A 21,137-nucleotide genomic window follows, 5' to 3' on the forward strand; every position below is an offset into this window, starting at 1 on the left:
CGGGAATGACGAACTGGATTTTGCAGGAACCTCTAATACTTCAAAGGCTTCAACCACAGAATGACTTTGCCTTGACCCTTGCCCTGTATGGACCTTAAACACTTTTTAACAATTTTTACCCACTCGATTACACGAAGACCCTAAAAGGAATTTACCCAATCCTTAATCCAAAAAAGGAGTGCTTTAAATGAAAGCGGTTCAAATTATGCAAAGGCCAGTAATTGCCACTACCCCTGAAGCGTCGGTTCGGGATATTGCCTTCAAATTGGTCAACAACGGTATAAGCGGAATGCCTGTAGTGGAACGGGATGGCTCCGTCCGAGGAATTGTTACCGAGGCAGATGTTCTAAGAGTCCAGTTGTCCGGGAAACAGTTAGAAGACGTTAAAGCGAAGGATATTATGTCGGTCACGCCCATTGCCATTGATGTAGAAGCCTCTATTGATGAGGCAAAAAAACTGCTTCAGGAATATCATATCATCCGGGTTCCGGTGACACAGCATGGAAAATTAGTGGGGATCGTTTCAAGAAGTGATATTATTAGGGCCATGCTGGAGCCTGAATTTTTAACCTTTTAAAAACCTTTTATAAGGTAATCCTTTACCTTTTTGAATTTTGGAGAAATGGATGAAAAAACTTGTTCTGCTCCGCCATGGTCAAAGCACGTGGAATAAGGAGAATCGTTTTACGGGATGGTTCGACATCGGTCTCAGTGGAGAAGGGGAGAAAGAGGCCCTTCGGGCAGGTCAATTATTGCAGAAGGAGGGTTATACGTTTGACCTGGCCTATACCTCCGTTCTCAAGAGGGCCATTAAAACCCTTTGGATTGTTTTGGAAAAAATGGACCTGATGTGGATTCCGGTTTATCGTAACTGGCGTCTGAATGAGCGGCATTACGGTGCACTTCAGGGACTCAACAAAGCAGAAACAGTAAAAAAGCATGGGGCCGAGCAGGTCCAATTGTGGCGGCGAAGCTATAATATTCCTCCCCCGGGTTTGACCCCAGACAGTGAGTATTTCCCCGGTAAAGATCCAAGATATGCCGAGTTGAAAAAAGAGGAGATCCCTTTAACGGAATGTTTAATGGATACCATTCATCGTTTTCTGCCCTATTGGAATGAAACCATCGCCCCTTTGGTCCGTGAAGGGAAGCGGGTTCTCATTGTGGCCCATGGAAACAGCCTTCGGGGTTTGGTGAAGATTTTGGATAACATCTCCGATGAAGAGATTGTCAAATTGAATATTCCCACGGGAATTCCCTTAGTGTATGAGCTCAATGATGATTTAACGCCTATTCGGAGTTTCTACCTGGGAGATCAGGAACAGGTGAGAAAGGCCGCCCAGTCCGTTGCGGATCAAACGAATACAAAATAATGGGGGAAATTCCCCGGCCATGAGAGCTCGCCCAAGAAAAAATTATAATTCCCTTCAACAGAGCATTGACCTTTTAACCGTCATCAATCAGACGCAGTCACATATCTTGTCAAAGAAAAATCCCCGTGAGGTTTTTGAACAGTTGTTGGAATCCATTTTAAACCTTACCCAAGGTGAAAAGGGTTTTATCGGGGAGGTTTTAAATCAACCCCAAGGGCGTTCCATTATTAAGATGGTTGCGCTGGCGGGCATTAAATGGAATGAAAAAAAACACGCTTTTGATGGAGGTCTCGGACCCTCCGAGATGAAAGTCAATCAATTAAAAAACCTAACTGGGGCTGTTTTAAAGTCAGGTCAGCCCGTCATTTTTAATAAACCGGTGAAAAATTCTACCCGTGGGAAGAAACCCGAAGGCAAAATGAGACTCATGTCTTTATTGGGGTTGCCGGTCTACCATGGACAAGAGATGGTTGGAATCATTGGTTTGGTGAATCGTCAGAGGGGGTACGACTTGGCCATGGCCTCCTACCTAGAGCCCTTGTTGCTAACCTGCGGAAATATGGTTGAATCGCTTCGAATGAATCAACGCCGGCAACAAGCAGAACTTGCACTTCGGGAGAGTGAAGAACGGTTTCGACTGATGGCAGATACCGCTCCGGTGATGATTTGGATTTCAGACCCTGACAAACGTTGCACCTATTTTAATAAAGTCTGGTTGGAATTTACCGGCCGTTCAATGGAACAAGAGTTGGGAAACGGGTGGGCGGAGGGGGTTCATCCCGATGATTTTAATCGTGCCTTGAACACCTGCATTGCCGCATTTGATGCCCGGGAAAGTTTTCAAATGGAATATCGTCTCCGTTCGAAAAATGGTGAGTATCGGTGGATTTATGACCACGGGATTCCCTCCTATCTCCCCAATGGTCATTTTAACGGTTACATTGGGTCCTGTATGGATATCACCGATCGCAAAGGGTTTGAAAAGGAAATTCAGAAAGAGCGAAGTAAAGCACAGAAATATCTTGATGTGGCGGGGGCCATTTTTGTTTTAATCGGTAAAAATCAAGTGGTCAAATCCATTAATAAGAAGGGATGTGAGGTTCTGGGGTACGTTGAGTCGGACATTGTGGGAAAAAACTGGTTTGACAATTTTTTACCGGAAAGAATCCGTGACAAGGTAAAAGGGGCTTTTTCCTCTTTGATATCAGGCCATATTCAGCCGGTTGAGTATTTTGAAAATTCAGTCTTAACCAAAGATGGGCAGGAAAAAATGATTGTGTGGCATAACACGGTTTTACGGGATGAAAAAGGAGAGATAAATGCCAGTTTAAGCTCCGGTGTGGATATTACCGAGCGGAAGCGGATTGAAGAAGCCCTTCGCAAATCCGAAAAAATTTTAGAATTGACACTGGATTCTTTATCAGCCCATATCGCTATTGCGGATCAGACGGGAACCATCTTGGGGGTAAACGCCGCATGGCGTCGCTTCGCAGAAAACAATGATTTTAAATTGCCCAATTATGGGATAGGGCAAAATTATATCACCCTGTGTGAATCGGTTTCCGGATTTGAAAGTGAAATGGCGAAAATGGTTTCAAAAGCCATCCGGAAGATTTTAACGGGTCAACGCAACGATTTTCGCGTGGAGTACCCGTGTCACAGCCCGAAGGAGCAGCGTTGGTTTCAACTCCGGTTGACCCGATTCGAAAGCTCCAATGGAATTCGATTGGTGATGTCGCATGAAAATATTACCGAGCGAATGCTCGCTGAGGTGGCACTTCTGGAAAGAAAAAAAGCCCTTCGAAAAAGCGAGGCGGAACTTCGGTTTTTGACAGGAAGACTGATCTCGGTTCGTGAGGAGGAATTACGCCGTTTAGCCCGGGAACTCCACGATGACTTTTCGCAAAGACTTGCGGCTTTTGCAATTGAGATTGGAAAATTAGAAAAACAGATTGGCTCATCACGGGACCCCGTCTCTAAAAAGCTTGGAGAAATTAAAGACCAGGTGGTCAGGTTATCCTCTGATGTTCATGGGATATCCCGGCGCCTACACCCTTCCATATTGGATGACTTGGGATTGGTTTATGCCGTTGAATCGGAATGCAGGGCTTTCTCGGAAAGGGAAGGTGTTTCCGTTAGGTTTTCCCACAAACAGGTTCCCAAAACCCTTTCTAAGGAAGTCTCACTGTGTTTTTACCGGATTACCCAAGAAAGCTTGAGGAATATTGTAAAGCATTCGGGTGCCCAAAAGGCAAAAGTGAATCTAAAGGGCCAAAATGGAAATGTGATCCTAAAAATTCATGATTTTGGGGTGGGTTTTGATTTATCTAGCAAACAAGGGAAAGGGGGGCTGGGTCTGGCCAGTATGAAAGAACGTGTGAGGCTTATCCAAGGGGATTTATCCATCCGTTCAAAACCCGGAGAGGGGACGGTCATTGAGGTTTGTTCTCCAATCAAAGTGGGGGGGAAATGAGCCGTCTTCGGGTTTTGTTAGCCGATGATCACAAAATTGTAGTTGAAGGGTTACGGGGCCTTTTGGAACCGGAGATGGAACTTGTGGGAACCGTGGAGGATGGCCGTGCCCTTCTTTCAGCAGTGAAGCACCTTAACCCCGATATTGTCGTGGTGGACATCTCAATGCCTTTGCTGAATGGAATTGACGCAACCGAACAAATCAAAAAAGTGAACAAAAAGATTAAAATCATTTTTCTAACCATGCACCCGGATGTTACCTACGCAACAAGGGCTTTTCAGGTGGGGGCCTCCGGTTACGTTTTGAAACATTCCGCTCCGTCGGAATTGATTACCGCTATTCATGAGGCCCAAAAGGGGCGAACCTATGTCACACCGCTCATTGCCAAGGAAGTACTTAATTCGTTTATGGAGGGTACACATAAGAAAGGGAAAAACGCCTCCCAGCTCACAGCCCGTCAAAGGGAGGTATTGCAATTATTGGTTGAAGGTCACACTGCAAAAGCCATTGCCTCATTGTTGAATATTTCCCCAAGAACGGTTGAATTTCACAAGAACCAGATCATGGAGGATCTCAAACTCCATAATAAAGCTGAATTGATCCAATATGCGATCAGGCACGGCCTCACATCCCTCTGAAAATTCTCGCCGGTCATTAATCCCCTTTAAATATTTTGAAACTGCTTGAATAATTTATTGATTTTAATCAAGTTTTTCTCTCCAAGGTGACTCGTAATTTATATTTTAAAAACTGGTATTTTTACGAGTAGTTTATAAAATTTACCCCTGGTAATTTGCTCTTACCCCAAATTTTTTAAAGTTTTCAAATCCCAGAATCAAAGATCTTAAAAAGTTGTCAATATGGATTGTTGATGGCAAATGTTTCCAAGCGAAATTCATAAAAATTTATAGGGAATTGAAGAAAATTCTCAAGCCCTAGGAAACCTTATATGATTTCTGTTTGAAATGAAGGAGGTGTTTTTATGCAGGCAAAGCAAGTCAATTTTCAATTCAAAAGCCAAAAGAATATAGGTTCTTCTGTAAACCATTACGGAATCATTTTAGCTGGGGGGGAGGGAAAACGTCTTCAATCTCTTGTTTACCATTTACGAGGAGACCATCTTCCTAAACAATACGTCAACTTTATCGGGAAGCGGTCCATGCTGGAGCATACCTTTCATCGGGTGGAAAAGTTGATTTTCCCCGAATTCCTCTTTTCCATTGTAAATCCAAATCATTTAGGGTTCCAAGAAGTGGTGAATCAACTAGCCCCGCGGCCCAAGGATACCGTGATTTTTCAACCGGAAAACAAGGATACAGCCCCAGGTCTCCTTTTGCCTCTGATGCATATTTATAAGGAGAATCCGGATGCCGTGGTTTCGGTATTTCCTTCCGATCAGTTTGTTTTGGAGGAGGCCCTTTTTATGAGTTATGTAGAGGTCGCTTTTCGATGGGTTGAACAGAATTTTTCAAAAATAGTCCTCTTAGGGGTAGAACCCGGGGACCCGGAAACCGAATATGGCTATATTCTGCCCGTGGGAAACGACAAATATTTTGGGGGCTCATCCATTCGGGAAGTTTCGCGGTTTGTTGAAAAACCGAATTTATCCCGCGCTCGGGAACTGGTCCGAAGTGGAGGGTTATGGAACACTTTGGTCATGACCTTCAAGGCCAAAACGCTTTTAGAAATTGTTAAAGGGGCATTTCCCCAACTTTTTGAATCCTTCCAAAGGATGGGAAAAGGGATTGGAACGACCCAAGAGAGGAGAGTTGTTGAAGAGGAATACCAAAAAATGGTTCCCGTTAATTTTTCAAGGGGAATTTTAGAAGAATTACCTTTTAAAAATCCTTCTTCTCTTTTGGTTCTATCCGTTCAAGGGGTTTACTGGAGTGATTGGGGTTCTCCCAATCGTTTGATCGGAACCCTTTCACAAAAAAAAATGGAAAAAAAATACATCAGACCCAAAGGAAATTTATAAAAAATGGAGCAGTTTTAAATAACGACAATTTCGTTTCTTTAGAATCATATAAAAAGTTAAGCCGGTTTAGGATGGGATGACGTTTAATTTTTTCAATGATAAAACCGGATTTATTTGGGAAGTGAATAATCAAATTAAAAGGAGGGCAATCGATGGGCGTATTTGTTGACCAATTAAAAATAGAACACGAAAACATTCGTTTAATCGGCGACATCGCAAAGAAGGTTTGTCAAAGAATAAACCAAGGAGAAGAGGTCCTATCTGAAGATATAGATCACATTATTGAGTTCTTAGACATTTATTCATACAAGGGACACCATGAAAAAGAGGAGAAGGGGCTTTTGCCTGCAATTGAAAAAGCCGGGGGTTTTAAGGATGGAAAAACCATTGGTGCGATCATTCAGGATCATGCGACCCTGAAAATTTATATCGAAAAAATGAAGGAAAACCATTTTAAATATAAAGAAAAAAAACATCCGGGATTATCCGGCCTGGTAGGTTACACCCTGAATTATTTGGACTTTCTATACCGCCATTTGGAAAAAGAAGAGAAGGTGTTCTACAAATTAGCAGACCAATTGCTTTCAGAAGAGGATCAAGAAGGACTATTAAAGCGTTTTGAGTCTCAGGATTTTGAAAAGATCGGGAAGGAAAAACTGGATGAGTTCCAGAAGAGATTGTCTCAATTATCCGAGCAGTATTTAAAAGCCGGTTAAAAATGGAGATGCCCAGGGAGGAGGAATAGGCCAACCCAGTTTGGGTATGGGGGAGGGGTAAAGGGGAAAGAATGGAAATGCAAAAGGGTTGTGAGAACATAGGGAAAGGTTTTCTTAAGAAGGGATAAAATTACCAAAAACTTTTTAAAAAGGAGAAATAGAATGAGACTGAGCACACTCTTAATTTTGGGTCTTCGTGTAATCGAGTGGGTAAAAATTGTTAAAAAGTGTTTAAGGTCTATACAGGGCAAGGGTCAAGTCAAAGTCATTCTGTGGTTGAAGCCTTTGAAGTATTAGAGGTTCCTGCAAAATCCAGTTCGTCATTCCCGAATGGTTTTATCTGGCCCGCCTGCCGGCAGGCAGGAATCCAGGATTCAAAAAATCAACATCTTCTGGATTCCCGCTCCCCGATAAAGTCATTCGAGGACAGGCTTCGCGGGAATGACGGGAAGGGCCTGGATTTTCGCTTTCCCCTGCCTGCAAGTGCCCGCCGGACAGGCGGGTAATGACAAAATTTACCCACTCACTTCCACGATGAGCCGAAATAAATTTATAAGGCGACGGGTTAAAACCTTTGGAGAAAACCCTTTTTGAAATTGATGATGATTCCTTTGAGGTGCACGTAATCAAAGCAAAGGGAAAAGTTCTGGTAGATTTTTGGTCTCCCAGGTGTGCTTCTTGTAAAGGACTTGAAAAGGAATTGATTCTATTAAAGGATGAAATAGGGGATATATTAGAAATTGTCAAAATCAACGTGGATGATAACCCTTTGGTGAGAGGAGAATTTGAGATCCTCCATCTGCCGACACTGGGGTTATTTGAAAATGGAGAATTTGTCCGCTTTATCGGGGGAATCGGGAAGAAAGAATTTTTAAAAGAGGAGCTTGGATTTAATTAAATTTCTGAGCGGAATAAATTGGAAAAAGGGTGGTTGATTTAGAGAGAATACAACCTATATAATCAATCCTTCCCGGCAATCATTTAAATGTGAGAGGAGATCAGGGTAATGAAAAATTGGAGCGATGTGAATAAGCAACTTCGTGAAGCGTTGGGTTTACAGATTACTCCCTTGGCCATTTCTTTTTCTAATGATGCCCCCCAAGGGGTTCCTTTTCATGAAGGATCCATGCCCGATGCTTCTCAAGATGGACGGACGGGAAGGGTGCCCGCAGGTTGTGTGTTTTGGATGGATGGGTCTGAAAAGGCTTTTACCACCGTTCCGGAAGACCATTACAATTGCAGTGTGGGGAGCGTGACCCACGGATTAAAAACCTTAGAAGAAGTAATGGCCAATGAGGATGTTCAGAAACTGGTGGAATCCGAATGGGTAACCCCTGAAGAGGCAATGGCCCTTCCTGTCATCCAGGAACGTCCTAATTTTATAACTTATGCTCCCCTGCCACAAACCCCAGTCGACCCCGATGTGATTTTATTGAGAATCAATGGCATGCAGGCCATGGCTATCCATGATGCGTTTAATGATATTGAAGTGGCCGGAAAGCCCCAGTGCCACATCATTCCCATGTCCAAAGAGCAGGGAAAAGTCGCAATTAGCACAGGATGTATGCTCAGCCGTGTACGAACCGGCATGTCTCCCAGCGAGATGACCTGTACCCTTCCGGCCAAGAAAATTGAAGAGATCCTCGAAAAACTAAAAACGAGGAGAAAAGCCAATTCGGCCGTGACCGCCTACGCTAATCAGGACGCCCGGCGTTTTTCTTAAATTGAAAATTCCTCTTCCTAAAATCCTCAACCCTTGATGGCGGGAGGGAAGGTGGGGGGTGGAGTTGTGTTCCAAAGCGGATGTCATTTCGAGTGAAACGAGAAATCTAAGACTTTAATTAAAAAGGGATAAAACATGGGACCGAGCAAAATGGATTTTTACAAAAACGGAATGGGAAAATTCAACGGAGGTGATTTTGAAGGCGCCATTGCGGAATTTAAAAAAGCTTTAGAAATAGATCCTAACTTTGGGGATATTCACCAATCTTTGGCCCATATCTATGAGCGGCAGGGGAATTTAGACGGCGCCCTCGAAGCCGCAAAAAAAGCCGTTGAATGTAACCCCGATGACCCCCTTGCCCATACCAGCCTTTCCATGTTTTACCAACGCAAAGGAATGATCCCCGAAGCCGAGAAAGAGCAGGCCCTCGCGGCCCAGCTCAGTGCGAAAAATCCTTAATTAAAGGTTCAATAAAAAAAATATAAAATAAAACTAATCGAATATTTTCTCCCTAAAACCTAAAGGTAACACCTAACTAAAGTTCAGGTTTAAATAATCTAGAGAATTGTTAATTACCGATAGAAAGAATATATAACGTGTAATCCAACCGTCGCGTAAGCAATCGGTGGAAATGACTCATTACGATATTGCTTATTGCTGATTGCTCCTAGGCAGGGTTTCCGTAATCCATTCACGAAGCTCAAAGAGTCTTAAGATGACCCCATACCGAACAATTTCAGATATTTTTTCGCTCTCCTTCTTTTTTTCATCTTCATAATCAGTATATTCAGAAACCACCACAGAGCTTTTTATAGTTCCAATGGCCACCCCGATAGCAATGTCATTGTAACGGGCGCTGAAAGCAGGGCCGCCACTCATTCCTTTTGGAATGGGTGACGAATATTCGAGAGCTGGTGTTTCATATTTACCTTCTCTGTGAATGAAGGGACGCTGAATAATTCCTCCAATGACGCGTGCTGGAAGCTTTAAATTGTCCTCCTCAGTTAACCAACCAAAGCAATGAACATTCTCTCCAAAAGAAAAATCTACATCGGTAAGCCTGAAATTTTCCAGTTGGTCGGCACCTCTCCCTTCAACTTCAATTATCGCCAGATCAGCATGCGGATGTGTATATATTTTGTGACACTTCAAGTATTTTTCCTGTACATAGTCGAAAACGCTTATATCGGTAGATTCTATCCCTTCAAGACAATGTGCAGCAGTAAGAAAATGATTTTTAACCCATAATCTAAAACAGGATCCAGCAAACTTAGGGCTTGCTTCTTGGTTATCATGTCTGTATGCCGGTTGAACAGCAAGAAGTGGTTTCATTACTGATTCAAGAAGGGGAGAATGGGTCAAATATTTTGTTGATATTTCCTCATACGGCTATTTAGCATTCCCAAAAGGGTAATTTCTGATTGTAATCTACATTTCCAAGTATTATAAGTCAATGACACTTCCAGCAAGAACTCAATAAAACCGAATTTATAAATTGGAATGGGTTGCTAAAAATATTTTGCGTAAATTCAGGTGGTTTTTTTGGTGGTTAAGATTCGATATTCGAGCCGTTTTGCCTATCTTTGAAGAGTTTTTGGATTTTTTCTATTTCATCCACGTTTTTGATTAAGGCTTCCACGCAGTTTTTATCCAGTTGCAATCCTGCCAGTTCCTGAAGCATGGTAAACGCTTCTTCATTAGACCAGGCTTCTTTATAAGACCGCCGACTGGTTAATGCGTCGAAAATATCTGCCACCGCAATGATGCGTGCTTCGACAGGGATCTCTCTTCCTTTAATCCCGTGGGGGTAGCCGGCCCCATTGAAGGCTTCATGATGATACTCTGCGATATTGCGTAGGATATCGATATGCTTAAAGGTATCCAGGCCGAAATCCTTTAACATAGTGTCAATGATGTCTTTTCCTCTCTCGGTGTGAGTTTTCATAACTTCGAATTCTTCCGCATTGAGTTTTTCTTCCTTTTGGAGAATCGAATCGGGTATTCCGATTTTACCGATATCGTGAAGAGGGGCAAATAAAAACAGGTGTTCGATAAATTCATCATCAAATTTGTACTTTTCTGCCAACTCTCTTGCGATCAGCCTTGAATAGTGTGCGATTCGGTCCAGGTGTGCTCCCAATTCCTGATCCCGGTAGGAGGTCATGTCACGGCCGGCCTTCACCGTGGCCAGCATGGTTCGTATGGTGGTAAGTTCATTAATGATGGTGAGGGAAATAAGATGGGCAAAAAGGTCGAACTCATCAAGAATTTCGGGTAGAAATGCGTTTTTTTGAAAAGAATCAAAAAATGTAAAACCAAAAAATTCACCATTCAAAAACATCGGCAGTGTGTAACTGGACTGAAAACCCTTTTCAAGGATTTTTCGGGTATGCCCCTGTTTCCCTTCCGAGAATATACTCAAGTCACTTATGATTCGGGGGTTTCGGGTTTTTACGATTTCTTGTAAGGATGCCACATCCTTAAGTTGCGCTTGGTAGTGAAGGAGGGGATCTTCTCCGCCACTGTGAATAAAAGTTTTCAGCATATCGGTTTTGGGGTCATAAATTACCACAGCTATCCGGTCAATCAGCCCAAACCGCTTTTTTAAAATCCCGTGAATAAAACAGACTTTTTCTGTTAAGGTGGCGTTTTTATTCAGGTCTTTCAAAATGTTGGTGTGTTGAACAATCATAGTAGTTCCCTTTTCACACTCACATGATAATCTTCCTCTTTTCCCTATGTCAACGGTAGGTTTTTGGGAGGCCTCTCACCCTTTAAAAAACCGTTGACTATGCAAAATTATTTTTGTGTTTTGTTTCTAACCTTTTACTTGAAATTAAAACGTGTTTTTGCAATGATGATAACCTATTAATCCCTGGAGTTTTAATTTTAATAGAGGGCAGATATGTCGGAAGAAGCGGAAAAACTCCAAAGGCCACGATCGGAAGCTTTGAATGAGATTTTAGGGGTCCCCTTTAAGGTGTTGGATGATGGATTTATTCGTGTGGTGGATTATATGGGTTCGGATGAATCCATTGTTCAAGCGGCAAGGGTTTCCTATGGAAAAGGAACCAAAAAAGTAAGCGAGGACCGGGGCCTGATTCGATACTTAATGCGCCATCACCATACAACCCCTTTTGAGATGTGCGAAATTAAATTTCATGTGAGAGTTCCAATGGACTGCTGGAGGCAATGGATACGGCATCGAACGGCTAATGTAAATGAGTATTCAACCCGGTATTCCATTGCAATTGATACGGCCCAAAAAACACCAGCTAACGAATGGCGGCTTCAAGCTTCGGGGAATAAGCAGGGTAGCGAAGGTTTTATCAATGAAGAGATGGGCAGGAAGTTCACCCAACGTGAAGAGGAGTTATATCAAACCTCTTGGAAAGTTTATCAAGAACGCTTGGAAGCAGGCATTGCCAGAGAGCAGGCACGAAAGGACCTTCTTTTATCTACCTATACCGAATCCTATTGGAAAATTGATCTTCACAACCTGATCCATTTTCTGGCCCTTCGAATGGATGATCACGCTCAGTATGAAATCCGAAGTTATGCGAATACCATTGGATATGAGGTTCTTAGTAAATGGTGTCCTTTTGTGTGGGAGGCCTTTTTAGATTACCGGTTTCAATCCATGGCCTTTTCCCGGTTAGAATTGGATTTGATGAAGGTCATTTCTGGTGGAAAGAAAAAAGAAGCCGTTGAACTCGCTATTAAATACGGGTGGCTTTCTGGGGAAGGAAATTTAAAGCGCAACAGAGAACGTGAAGAATTTGAGAACAAGCTTCAATTCCTGGATATAGAGGCTCCCTGGAAAGAACTGGTTTAATTTTTATTTTCAAAAAGAAGGTGTAAGGATTTGTCGTGCCTTGGGTCGCGGGAGTAGATGGTTGTCGTGGGGGTTGGTTCGTTGTTTTGGTTAACTTTAACGGGAAAAAGGTTCAAAAAACCCATTGGACGGTTTGCTCATCATTTCAAGAAGTTCTTCAAATCAAACCCTCGCCAAGGGCCATTGCGGTTGATATTCCCATCGGACTTTTGGATCAGCCGGTTTCAGGCGGACGGGAATGTGATCGTTTAGCCAGGCTTTTTCTAGGGCGACCTCGGGCCAGCAGCATTTTCTCCCCTCCCATTCGAAAAATCCTTTCCGCAAAGAAGTTTTCTCAGGTACGGGGCTTGGGAATGACCATCCAGGCGTTTCATATCATTCCAAAGGTTCGTGAAGTGGATCAATTAATGACTCCCGTTTTACAAGAAGAAATTTTTGAAGCCCACCCGGAGGCGGTTTTTAAAGGGTTACAAGGGGGGCCGATGAAGCACAACAAGAAAACCATTCACGGGCGAAAAGATCGGATAAGGGTTTTATTCCCGTTCTTTCCAGATCTAGAGAGGGGTTTAATAGCAACAAAAGACCCCAATTATTTCTTTGATGATATAATCGATGCCCATGCCTTGGCCGTAACCGCATTTCGGATCATGGAGGGGCAAGCGAAACGGTTTCCCCAAAAACCCCCTAATGATTCAAAAGGCCTTCGGATGGAAATCTGGTATTGAAACTGTGAGACCAAGTAGAGTCGTTTTTCTAATTCCTTTTTATGGGAACCCTTCCCAAAAGGACTTGCATTAACCCCATCATGCTTGTTAAGTTTCTTTATTTAACCTTTGGGAAAGTCACAGTTGTTTCTAATTAAAAACCTAAATGAGAGGTATTATTAATGAAACAACAAACACCGAAATTTGATCCTGTGAAATATAAAGAAACAACAAGAGAGCAATGGCAAACAGCGGCAGAAGCCTGGCACCGATGGGGCCCTGTTTTAAATAAGGGGTTGGGACAAGCAACTGAGCTGATGTTGGACATGGCAGGAGTAAAGGAAGGAAGTCAGGTGCTTGATATTGCCGCTGGGGCGGGAGAGCAAACCTTAACCGCTGCGCGCCGGGTTGAATCCAGGGGTTCAATTCTTGCCACCGATATTTCATCTAATATCCTCCAATTTGCAGCATCAGTTGCCAGAGAGGAGGGAATTTCGAATGTTAAAACCCAAGTGATGGAGGGGGAAGATCTAAGCGCGCTTCCGGAGAGTTCCTTTGATGCGGTTATTTCCAGAGTGGGTTTAATTTATTTTCCTGATCAACAAAAGGCCTTAACCGATATACGGCGGGTATTAAAGCCTGGCGGGAGAGTGGCGGCCATTGTTTATTCAACACCGGAGAATAATAATTTTTTCCCCCTACCTATTTCGATTATTCGGAGGCGCGCCCAACTTCCTCCCCCCTTCCCGGGCAGCCCGGTCCCTTCAGCTTAGGCGGGCGGGGGTCCCTTAAAAGTGCCTTTGAAAAATCGGGTTTTCGAGAGGTTGAAACAAGGAACCTTCTTGCGCCTTTAAAATTATCTTCTCCCTCAGAGTGTGTTGCTTTTGAAAAAGATTCTTTCGGTGCCTTGCATCAAATGATGGCAGACCTAAACGAAATAGAGCGAGAGGAAACCTGGAAAGAAATTGAACGGGAATTGGGAAAATTTTGGGAGAGCCCTGGGTTTAAGGGCCCTTGCGAATTGGTTATCGGTGCGGGTGTGAAATAAATGGATAATTGTTTTTCTTTCCATGAATTGAAAACCCTTACCAAAAAATTTTTATGGTTGAAGGCTCTTTCATTGGAAGATTCAAAGGAGTTAACAGAGTTTTCTTCTGCGTGGTGGTGCCACGGCCGGCATTCTCAAACGATTTGGCGGAGAGTTTTCGGAAAAACACCCACAGTGAACATTCAAAGGGAAAGATGGAAAACCCCTGATGATGATTTTTTAGACCTAGATTTTACAGAAACAAACCACCCAAAAACAGAGAATATAAAAACACCCACCATACTTCTTCTCCATGGGTTGGAGGGATCTTCACGGGCAAAATATGTGTTAGGAATGCTCAAATGGGTGACCCAATTGGGTTGGAGAGGGGTGGCCCTTAATTTTAGATCGTGCAGCGGAGAGATCAACCGTCAAAAACGGTTTTATCATTCGGGGGAGACGACGGATTTAAAATGGGTTGTGGGCCAGCTCATTAAGCGGTTTCCAAACAGTCCTTTTTTTTTGATCGGTTTTTCCTTAGGGGGGAATGTTCTAATAAAATGGCTAGGGGAAGAGGGGAAAAAGGTTCCGCCTCAAGTTCAAGGTGCGACAGCGATTTCTGTCCCTTTTGACCTTGCTGTCGCGGCTAGACGGATTGATCAAGGGTTTAATCGGATTTATGGAAGTGTTTTCCTTAAAACGCTGAGAGAAAAAACACTGGCCAAAGAGAGGAAGTATCCCGGTTTGGTTGATCCCAAACAGGTTTCAAAAATTTTCTCTTTTGCTCAATTTGATAATGAGGTAACCGCACCCATTCATGGTTTTAAGGATGGGAAAGATTATTGGGTCAGCAGCAGTTCAATGGGATTTTTAGGAGAGGTTCAGGTCCCGACTTTATTGATTAGCGCTCAAGATGACCCATTTTTGCCTACATCCTATCTTCCTAGGAAAGTTATTGAACAATCAAAATGGTTGACCGGATGCTTTCCTTCAAAAGGAGGACATGTGGGATTTGTCGAGGGGAGGTCTCCCTGGGGGGTGTCCTATTGGTCTGAGTCCAAAACTTTTTCATTCATTTCCGATTTTGTGTAGAAAAGTTCTTTTAACGTTGAATTAGAAACCGGGTGCATTATTAAATTTTATTTCCATTTTAACTTTGGATCTTTTTATGACTAGAAAATTTCTGTGTATTTATTTTATAGCCATTTCGATGTTTTTGGGATGGCCTTACCATCTTCGTGCCCAGGACTATGGTAATGAATCCCTTCCAATCAATCAAATGGGGCCCAAGGAGTTGATTGATTTAGGCGAAAAGATCATTTTTGGAAAGGTGGGGGGATTTAAAAAAGGTGAAATAGGAAAAGGGATGTGTCCCGCCTGCCATGCTTTCAAAAAGGATGAAAAACGTCTGGTTGAGCGAGCTCCCAACCTTTTTGGCATTATTAAAAGGGGGGCGGAACGAATTAAAGAACCTGGGTTTCTCACCCAAAATACGGTTCAAACCGAATCCTTCCCGGGAAGCGGTAGAGCCAATTCGGCAATGGAATATCTGGCAGAATCAAAGATATGCCCTTCATGCTATGTGGTCCCGGGATTTGAAATTGAGATGAGCGGAAAAAAAGGAAGTTTGGAACCCCCCTTTCATAAACCCCCCATTAATTTGACCATTAATGAAATGATTGCCATTGATGTTTGGCTGTACAATAGGGAAGGGTTGCCCGCCCCTCCAACGGAACTACTTCGAATGGCTTATGAAAAATTTATCGGGGGGGGAGTTGGAGTTGGAGAAGCCCAGTTAGAAGCTCCCAAAATAAAAAAAGATATAGGGGATACATCTAGGGATGTTTTCTATGGGACCGAAGGGGTGGTTTCAGGGGCATCGGCGCCAATTTTGAATAGCGAAGATTATCCTCGTTGGAATCTTCCTTTTCCCTTCGAAAATAGCCGAAACGTTATCTGGTTTTTCGCTCAACAGCATCTTTATTTCGGAGCCTTAATTTCGGGAATCTTAATTTTAGTTTTGTTCTTTGAGGTAGGGGGGATTCTATCTAAGGACCCGGAGACCGCCCGTCGCTACAATGGTCTTGCCATAAAAATGCTGGGGTTGGTTACCGCCGGAGTAGGTGTTGCAGCAATCTTAGGCGGGTTAATTGTTTTTGGTCTGTTTTCTCTCTACAGGGATTTCTTTGTGTATTTTAGTGAAATTTTCCAACCCTCTATGAAGGTTTATGCCAATTTGCTTTGGTTATTTTTAGTGTGGTTTATTTATTATTTTTCTTGGGGGAAAATGAACCATGGGCCTTTAAAATTTGTGCATATCAGTATAGGTATTTTAGCAAATGGTCTTGCATTAGCCATTATATATATTGCCAATTCCTGGAGCACATTTATGTTGTCACCCTCCGGGGTGGATGAAGCGGGGTATTTTCTGGGAAACGAAGGGGATGCCCTCAAAAACCCCCTTTGGATGCCCTTGTTTTTTCTCCGGTTAAGTGCAAATGTCATTTTTGCCGCAATCGTAATAGCGGCTTATGCGGGTTTTAAAAGTATTACTTCGAAGACTTCAGAAGACAAAGGATATTATGATTGGATGGGGTATATTTCATTTTTGGCTTTTATCGTGGGGCTTTTCTCCATTCCATATATTGGACATTGGTTAAGTAACGATATCATTGGTTACCAACGCCAAATGGGGATTACATTGTTTTTGGGAGAATTATCCTGGGCCATGCTGACCTTGGTTTCTTTGTTAGGGTTGGTATTTTTAGGTATCATTTACTACACATGGCAAAGAATTAACTGTACCCACCTTGAGGGAGAGTATAAGAAATACGAAAAACCAGCCTTTTTTATTCTGGCGGTTTGTCTATTGGTTTATATCACCCCGTCTAACCTTGCCCTTACAATGGAAGAATTTAGAGCACTGGAGGGCCGGGTTCATCCCTTGATCTATGGTTATGGCGTTGAGTCTGTAAAACAGGCTGCGGTCCATACTATGCTGTTGGCGGCGGGGTGGTCCCTCCTGTTTTATTGGCGGAGCCGTTTCCAATCTCCTATATTGGGTTTTTTAAAAAATGACTGGATCCTAGGTGGTCTTTTTCTTTCAGCGGTCTTCTTTATGATATTTTTAGGTGCCTATGGGTTTGGGGCCTCCCCGGATGTCAGGGCTTGGTTGACTTTTCCCATGACTGTAGGAACCATTTCCGTCATGCTGATCGGTATTGGGATCACAAAAGTTTCTGTCTCCAAGTTGAGTCCTGTTTCCAAACAGAAACAGTGGGGAATGATTCCTTCAAGAGGGAATATCACGTTGATTTTTCTTGCTTTGGTAATCAGTTGGATCATGGGATTGGGGGGATATGTCCGTTCGGCTTTAAAAGGGCAATGGCATGTAACGGACATTGTCCCGGATAGGTCAGTGTGGGCTTTTAACCCCACCCAGGTGGATTCCTCTTTCTTTATTACTCTCAATGCATTGGTTTTTTGGATTGTTTTAATGGGTTTATTTTGGTTAGAAAAATATATTCCGTTTAAACCAAAGGTATAGTAAATCACCAAATTTTCAAGGCATCCGAGCCCTTTCCTCACATACGAAGAAGCGAAAACTTTTTATGAACGATTCGGAGCCAAGCAAGATGCCCAAGGTTTTTATGAAAATCCGGCCTTGGATGAGGAGTTAACCGAATATTCGAAGTTATCGCAGGCCCATTCGGATAAAGGAATACCTTTCACCCCAGGAGGGGCAGGTTCACCACCATGGGATCATTTCCTCTTTTGGAATCAGTTCGGAAGTGTTGGTTGCGAGGAGGGTTTAAGGAAGGAGCTGCCACTCATCTTTATCAATTGTAACTTTTTGCCCATCGTTAAGCTGCTTGGCCGTATCTCGGCCGAACATTCCTAAATAGCGCTCAATCCGATCTGCTTCAATAATCCGATCTTCCTTTGATTGCCCCGAGGGGAGTTTGTACTTTCTAATTAACACCGGCATTTCAACATCCTTTCTTTTTTAGTCTGCCCTAGACTAAGAATTGAAAAATAAACTCCCAATGATACTTTATTTTTGTTGGCCTGGTCAACTTTTTTCTATAAAAAAAGGGTGGATTTATTCATTCTCGGGAGTGGCCCAGGTGTCCCAATTGCCGTTTTCTTGTTGAAAATGAACCACGTTCGGTCGGCAGCAAACCGAGCAATCTTCTACGACTTTATAATGATGCGCAGTGGGATCATCAATGATGACTTCATTGGGTTCCCCGCAATATGCACAGAAGTAGGAGTTTCCGGTTTCTAAACTATGATCTGATTCATCTAAGAAATCATCGTCCATTCTCTTTTTGTTTCCATCTATTATTTGCTTGAGAAAATTAAACGTAGCGTCATTCCCCCAGTTCTTAAGTGGGAATCCATTGATTTTACTGGATACCTGCGCCCCGCTTTAAGGGTAGGGAACAAGCTTCTCGTGTATGACAATTTATTTGCGCTAAAATTTGCAACTAATTACGGGTATATGGGTTAAAGGGTTGTTTGTCTTTTTTCAATCAAGGTCTTTGTCTGAGCATCAAGGTGGAGTTTTACCTTTTCAGGGTCCGTAATGGGAGTTTGGCAGGTGAAGTCATAACAAATGTAGAGAGCGGGTTTGCCCTCAACAAGCCCCTTCCCTTCTAGGAGGGGAAGTTGTGAATCATTTTTTTTGGATTTTTCATTAGGGTGGGTGTGAGCCAAAATTCGATTGGGTAAATAGATTCGATTGACTTCCTTTTTTAGGGTTTGGGTTTTTTCATCTTTTGGGTCACCTGCCAAAGCGATTTCAACAGGCCCTTCCAAGAGCAAATCAACAACCCCAAGGGATTTACAAAAGGCCCGGGCGATGCGTTCAATGGTTTTTCCATAGGCGGTGACCGAGGAAATGGCCATTTTCCTCATATCTTCCCGATTCAAATGGAAGGAAAGCCTGGCAATGGAGAGTGCCGCGGTGGCATTGGAGTTGGGGGTTGCCCCATCATAGCCTTCTCTGTGGCGAATGATGAGTTGTTCGTGATTACTGGAGGTATTATATAATCCCCCTTCATCTCCTGCGGAGAAATCTGTCATCATCCGTTCAGCAAGTCCCGTTGCTTCCTTTAGGCAGGCCACATTCCCCCCTGCCTCGTAAAGGTCAATGAGTCCCTCACAAAAATATGCATAATCATCCAGGCACCCATTGAGATGGGCTTTGCCTGAACGGAAGGTTCGAAGAAGACGGTTTTCCGGGGTTTTTAGATTTTTCAAAATAAAATTGGCGGCCCCTTCCGCTGCTTTTAAATATTTTTGATCACCCAGAATCCGGGCCCCCTCTGCCATTGCTCCAATCATTAAACCGTTCCAAGAGGTGAGAATTTTATCGTCTAACCCGGGGGGAATCCGCTTGAGACGTGCTTGGTAGACCTTTTCCCGGGACGAGTCCAGTGAGGTTCTTAACTTTTCCGGAGTGGTTCCTACCTGGGAAGCCACCTGTTCAATGGATCTTGGGGTGTTCGGAATGTTTTTCCCCTCCCAATTTCCCGGTTCGGTGATGTCATAAAAGGCACAAAAATAAAGGGCATCCTTTTCTTCCAGGATTTGCTTGATTTCCGAGGGGCTCCAAACAAAAAACTTTCCTTCTTCACCTTCGGAGTCCGCATCGGTGGAGGAATAAAATCCGCCCTCTGGGGAAGTCATTTCTCGAATAATATAATCCAGTGTCTCCCTGGCAATTTTTTGATATAAAGGATCCTGGGTAACTTGAAAACCTTCCAAATAGATTTTTGCCAGTAAAGCGTTATCATAAAGCATTTTCTCAAAGTGGGGGACGAGCCATCGGTCATCGGTTGAATATCTCGCAAAGCCCCCACCAATTTGATCGTACATTCCACCCTTGGCCATGGCATCCAATGTGGTCTTAACCATCTTGAGGGTAAAAGCATCCTGGGTTCTTCGATAGACCCTCAGTAAAAGTGACAGGGCTGTAGAAGGGGGAAATTTAGGGGCGTTTCCGAACCCTCCATGGGTAGGGTCAAATTCTCTTGAAAGTTGATTGGCTGCCTGGTCGATTTCTTTGGTCCCTACGCTTTGAAAGGGGGCGGAAATCGATAATTGGCGAAGGTGTTCCGTTAAGGATTGTCCCTGTTGGACTAAACCATCACGATCATTTTTCCAAAGTTCCGCAATTTTTTGAAGGACGGTACTAAATCCAGGGCGGCCATAACGGTTCTCCGGAGGAAAATAGGTGCCTGTAAAAAAAGGTTCTTGTTTGGGGGTTAAAAAGACCGTCATGGGCCAGCCCCCTTGTCCGTTGTTCATGGCCACAGTGGCGGCCATATAGATCTCATCTAGGTCGGGCCTTTCCTCCCGGTCTACCTTAATGCAAATAAAGTGGTCATTCATGATTTTTGCGACCTCTTCGTTTTCAAAAGATTCCCGTTCCATGACATGGCACCAATGACAGGAGGAATACCCGATACTCAGAAGAATAGGCTTATCCTCTTCCTTTGATTTTTGAAGAGCCTGTTTCCCCCAGGGATACCAGTCAACCGGATTATGGGCATGTTGGAGAAGGTAAGGGCTGGTTTCTTCAATGAGCCGATTGGTGTGTTTTGGGTTGGACATTTGAGACATTGGGTAACCTTTCTAAAATTTGATTTGGATCAAAGATACGCTTATTTCCAGTTCCTGGTCAAGGCATGGAAAAATTTTTGTCAAACCAAAATAGAAATGTCCTATTCTTTCCAAAGTAGAAATGTCCGGTTTTTAGGTAAACGAAATGTCATTTTTTTTCTAATTGAGACAAGATGTGAAAAACAAGTGAGTCATTTTTTTGAGGATCAAACCCCTGCATATAAAAAGGGAGCTGTTGTTGGGGTTTTCTATTAAAAGGGTCTTTCACAATTGCCCTACAATCGACGATGTCACGAGCATCCATACTTGGTATCCCCCCTGGGAGTGCTCCTTGAGGACATTGTTGCTCCCGCTGTCTTCTTCATGCTGTTGAGTCCGTCGCGTAAAGCCGTTTTGTTTGTTCTGTTTTTTCCTTTTGAAAATACCCCATCCTCTTCCAAGGATGAGACATAGAAGGTTTATAGGCCTTTTTAAGGGTAAATGCTTTTGCAGCTGTTTCACGGGCCTTGATAGGCCTGCAGGTGATTTCCTGATAGACAAGGCTTTTGTCCCCATCCATGATCCACATGGATCCATCGAGTCTGTCTTGTACGATCAGCTTTTTTCTCCCTGTGGTCTGTTGGATTTGATAAAGCTTGCCCTTGTAGGCGATGGTAGAATCATTACGCACGGTCCTGT

Annotated in this window: 21 protein-coding genes; 15 read left to right on the forward strand and 6 right to left on the reverse strand. The window is 43.3% G+C overall.

All coding sequences use genetic code 11. The annotated features are described in order from the left end of the window. The first annotated feature begins 187 nt into the window (after positions 1-187). From VGB26_06825 to VGB26_06870, 10 genes are all read left to right on the forward strand, one after another. Entirely contained in the window at positions 188-577 is a 390-nt protein-coding gene (locus VGB26_06825; GenBank protein ID HEX9757500.1) for a CBS domain-containing protein, read from the forward strand. Between the two features lie 49 nt (positions 578-626). Continuing rightward, complete coding sequence (gpmA, locus tag VGB26_06830; protein HEX9757501.1) at positions 627-1,373, forward strand: 2,3-diphosphoglycerate-dependent phosphoglycerate mutase; 747 nt, start codon at positions 627-629, stop codon at positions 1,371-1,373. Positions 1,374-1,392: 19 nt separating this feature from the next. Further along, entirely contained in the window at positions 1,393-3,846 is a 2,454-nt protein-coding gene (locus tag VGB26_06835) for a PAS domain S-box protein (protein ID HEX9757502.1), read from the forward strand. Beyond that, entirely contained in the window at positions 3,843-4,484 is a 642-nt protein-coding gene (locus tag VGB26_06840; GenBank protein ID HEX9757503.1) for a response regulator transcription factor, read from the forward strand. Before VGB26_06835 ends, VGB26_06840 begins: the two co-directional genes overlap by 4 nt. Positions 4,485-4,828: 344 nt before the next feature. Beyond that, on the forward strand, positions 4,829-5,824 hold the full coding sequence (locus VGB26_06845) for a sugar phosphate nucleotidyltransferase (protein HEX9757504.1): 996 nt from the start codon (positions 4,829-4,831) through the stop codon (positions 5,822-5,824). Between the two features lie 152 nt (positions 5,825-5,976). Further along, positions 5,977-6,540 carry a hemerythrin domain-containing protein gene (locus VGB26_06850; GenBank protein ID HEX9757505.1) on the forward strand — a complete coding sequence of 188 codons (564 nt, stop codon included), beginning with the start codon at positions 5,977-5,979 and terminating at the stop codon, positions 6,538-6,540. Between the two features lie 227 nt (positions 6,541-6,767). Then, positions 6,768-7,046, forward strand: coding sequence for a hypothetical protein (locus tag VGB26_06855; GenBank protein HEX9757506.1), 279 nt, complete (start codon positions 6,768-6,770; stop codon positions 7,044-7,046). Between the two features lie 68 nt (positions 7,047-7,114). Further along, the gene (locus VGB26_06860) at positions 7,115-7,438 is read left to right on the forward strand and encodes a thioredoxin domain-containing protein (protein ID HEX9757507.1); all 324 of its coding nucleotides are present in this window, start codon (positions 7,115-7,117) and stop codon (positions 7,436-7,438) included. 108 nt (positions 7,439-7,546) lie between these two features. After that, positions 7,547-8,263: a DUF169 domain-containing protein gene (locus tag VGB26_06865; GenBank protein ID HEX9757508.1), complete on the forward strand. Its 717-nt coding sequence runs from the start codon at positions 7,547-7,549 to the stop codon at positions 8,261-8,263. Positions 8,264-8,398: 135 nt separating this feature from the next. Continuing rightward, positions 8,399-8,722 (forward strand): tetratricopeptide repeat protein, encoded by a 324-nt coding sequence (locus VGB26_06870; protein HEX9757509.1) that lies wholly within the window; start codon positions 8,399-8,401, stop codon positions 8,720-8,722. Between the two features lie 192 nt (positions 8,723-8,914). Here VGB26_06870 and VGB26_06875 read toward each other — a convergent pair whose 3' ends face one another. Both VGB26_06875 and VGB26_06880 read right to left on the reverse strand, forming a co-directional pair. Next, on the reverse strand, positions 8,915-9,595 hold the full coding sequence (locus VGB26_06875) for a serine protease (protein HEX9757510.1): 681 nt from the start codon (positions 9,593-9,595) through the stop codon (positions 8,915-8,917). Positions 9,596-9,812: 217 nt separating this feature from the next. Beyond that, entirely contained in the window at positions 9,813-10,955 is a 1,143-nt protein-coding gene (locus VGB26_06880; GenBank protein HEX9757511.1) for an HD domain-containing phosphohydrolase, read from the reverse strand. 213 nt (positions 10,956-11,168) lie between these two features. Here VGB26_06880 and thyX point away from each other — a divergent pair, with 213 nt between their 5' ends. From thyX to VGB26_06905, 5 genes are all read left to right on the forward strand, one after another. After that, entirely contained in the window at positions 11,169-12,098 is a 930-nt protein-coding gene (gene thyX / locus VGB26_06885) for an FAD-dependent thymidylate synthase (protein HEX9757512.1), read from the forward strand. Positions 12,099-12,133: 35 nt separating this feature from the next. Then, entirely contained in the window at positions 12,134-12,823 is a 690-nt protein-coding gene (locus VGB26_06890) for a DUF429 domain-containing protein (protein ID HEX9757513.1), read from the forward strand. A 161-nt stretch (positions 12,824-12,984) separates the two neighbouring features. Beyond that, positions 12,985-13,575, forward strand: a complete 591-nt coding sequence (locus VGB26_06895; protein HEX9757514.1) for a class I SAM-dependent methyltransferase — start codon at positions 12,985-12,987, stop codon at positions 13,573-13,575. 275 nt (positions 13,576-13,850) lie between these two features. Then, positions 13,851-14,921, forward strand: coding sequence for an alpha/beta fold hydrolase (locus VGB26_06900; GenBank protein HEX9757515.1), 1,071 nt, complete (start codon positions 13,851-13,853; stop codon positions 14,919-14,921). Positions 14,922-14,997: 76 nt separating this feature from the next. Further along, positions 14,998-17,376: a hypothetical protein gene (locus VGB26_06905; protein HEX9757516.1), complete on the forward strand. Its 2,379-nt coding sequence runs from the start codon at positions 14,998-15,000 to the stop codon at positions 17,374-17,376. A 264-nt stretch (positions 17,377-17,640) separates the two neighbouring features. Here the strand turns inward: VGB26_06905 and VGB26_06910 are convergent, their stop codons facing one another. From VGB26_06910 to VGB26_06925, 4 genes are all read right to left on the reverse strand, one after another. After that, positions 17,641-17,817, reverse strand: a complete 177-nt coding sequence (locus VGB26_06910; GenBank protein ID HEX9757517.1) for a hypothetical protein — start codon at positions 17,815-17,817, stop codon at positions 17,641-17,643. A gap of 114 nt (positions 17,818-17,931) precedes the next feature. After that, a complete protein-coding gene (locus VGB26_06915; GenBank protein ID HEX9757518.1) occupies positions 17,932-18,153 on the reverse strand; it encodes a CPXCG motif-containing cysteine-rich protein in 222 nt (73 codons plus the stop codon). Between the two features lie 185 nt (positions 18,154-18,338). Further along, positions 18,339-20,450 carry a thioredoxin domain-containing protein gene (locus VGB26_06920; protein ID HEX9757519.1) on the reverse strand — a complete coding sequence of 704 codons (2,112 nt, stop codon included), beginning with the start codon at positions 20,448-20,450 and terminating at the stop codon, positions 18,339-18,341. 370 nt (positions 20,451-20,820) lie between these two features. Beyond that, positions 20,821-21,137, reverse strand: a 317-nt coding sequence (locus tag VGB26_06925) for a hypothetical protein (protein ID HEX9757520.1), incomplete at its 5' end; no start/stop codon positions are given.

The sequence above is a fragment of the Nitrospiria bacterium genome (assembly GCA_036397255.1).
Lineage (GTDB): Bacteria > Nitrospirota > Nitrospiria > DASWJH01 > DASWJH01 > DASWJH01.

Excerpts from the sequence above, each read along its gene's own strand:
- thyX (HEX9757512.1), top strand. The coding sequence starts at position 11,169 with ATGTCGGAAGAAGCGGAAAAACTCCAAAGGCCACGATCGGAAGCTTTG.
- VGB26_06895 (HEX9757514.1), top strand. The coding sequence starts at position 12,985 with ATGAAACAACAAACACCGAAATTTGATCCTGTGAAATATAAAGAAACA.
- VGB26_06915 (HEX9757518.1), bottom strand. The coding sequence starts at position 18,153 with ATGGACGATGATTTCTTAGATGAATCAGATCATAGTTTAGAAACCGGA.
- gpmA (HEX9757501.1), top strand. The coding sequence starts at position 627 with ATGAAAAAACTTGTTCTGCTCCGCCATGGTCAAAGCACGTGGAATAAG.
- VGB26_06835 (HEX9757502.1), top strand. The coding sequence starts at position 1,393 with ATGAGAGCTCGCCCAAGAAAAAATTATAATTCCCTTCAACAGAGCATT.
- VGB26_06920 (HEX9757519.1), bottom strand. The coding sequence starts at position 20,450 with ATGTCCAACCCAAAACACACCAATCGGCTCATTGAAGAAACCAGCCCT.
- VGB26_06865 (HEX9757508.1), top strand. The coding sequence starts at position 7,547 with ATGAAAAATTGGAGCGATGTGAATAAGCAACTTCGTGAAGCGTTGGGT.
- VGB26_06845 (HEX9757504.1), top strand. The coding sequence starts at position 4,829 with ATGCAGGCAAAGCAAGTCAATTTTCAATTCAAAAGCCAAAAGAATATA.
- VGB26_06910 (HEX9757517.1), bottom strand. The coding sequence starts at position 17,817 with ATGCCGGTGTTAATTAGAAAGTACAAACTCCCCTCGGGGCAATCAAAG.
- VGB26_06880 (HEX9757511.1), bottom strand. The coding sequence starts at position 10,955 with ATGATTGTTCAACACACCAACATTTTGAAAGACCTGAATAAAAACGCC.
- VGB26_06870 (HEX9757509.1), top strand. The coding sequence starts at position 8,399 with ATGGGACCGAGCAAAATGGATTTTTACAAAAACGGAATGGGAAAATTC.
- VGB26_06825 (HEX9757500.1), top strand. The coding sequence starts at position 188 with ATGAAAGCGGTTCAAATTATGCAAAGGCCAGTAATTGCCACTACCCCT.
- VGB26_06875 (HEX9757510.1), bottom strand. The coding sequence starts at position 9,595 with ATGAAACCACTTCTTGCTGTTCAACCGGCATACAGACATGATAACCAA.
- VGB26_06905 (HEX9757516.1), top strand. The coding sequence starts at position 14,998 with ATGACTAGAAAATTTCTGTGTATTTATTTTATAGCCATTTCGATGTTT.
- VGB26_06900 (HEX9757515.1), top strand. The coding sequence starts at position 13,851 with ATGGATAATTGTTTTTCTTTCCATGAATTGAAAACCCTTACCAAAAAA.
- VGB26_06840 (HEX9757503.1), top strand. The coding sequence starts at position 3,843 with ATGAGCCGTCTTCGGGTTTTGTTAGCCGATGATCACAAAATTGTAGTT.
- VGB26_06850 (HEX9757505.1), top strand. The coding sequence starts at position 5,977 with ATGGGCGTATTTGTTGACCAATTAAAAATAGAACACGAAAACATTCGT.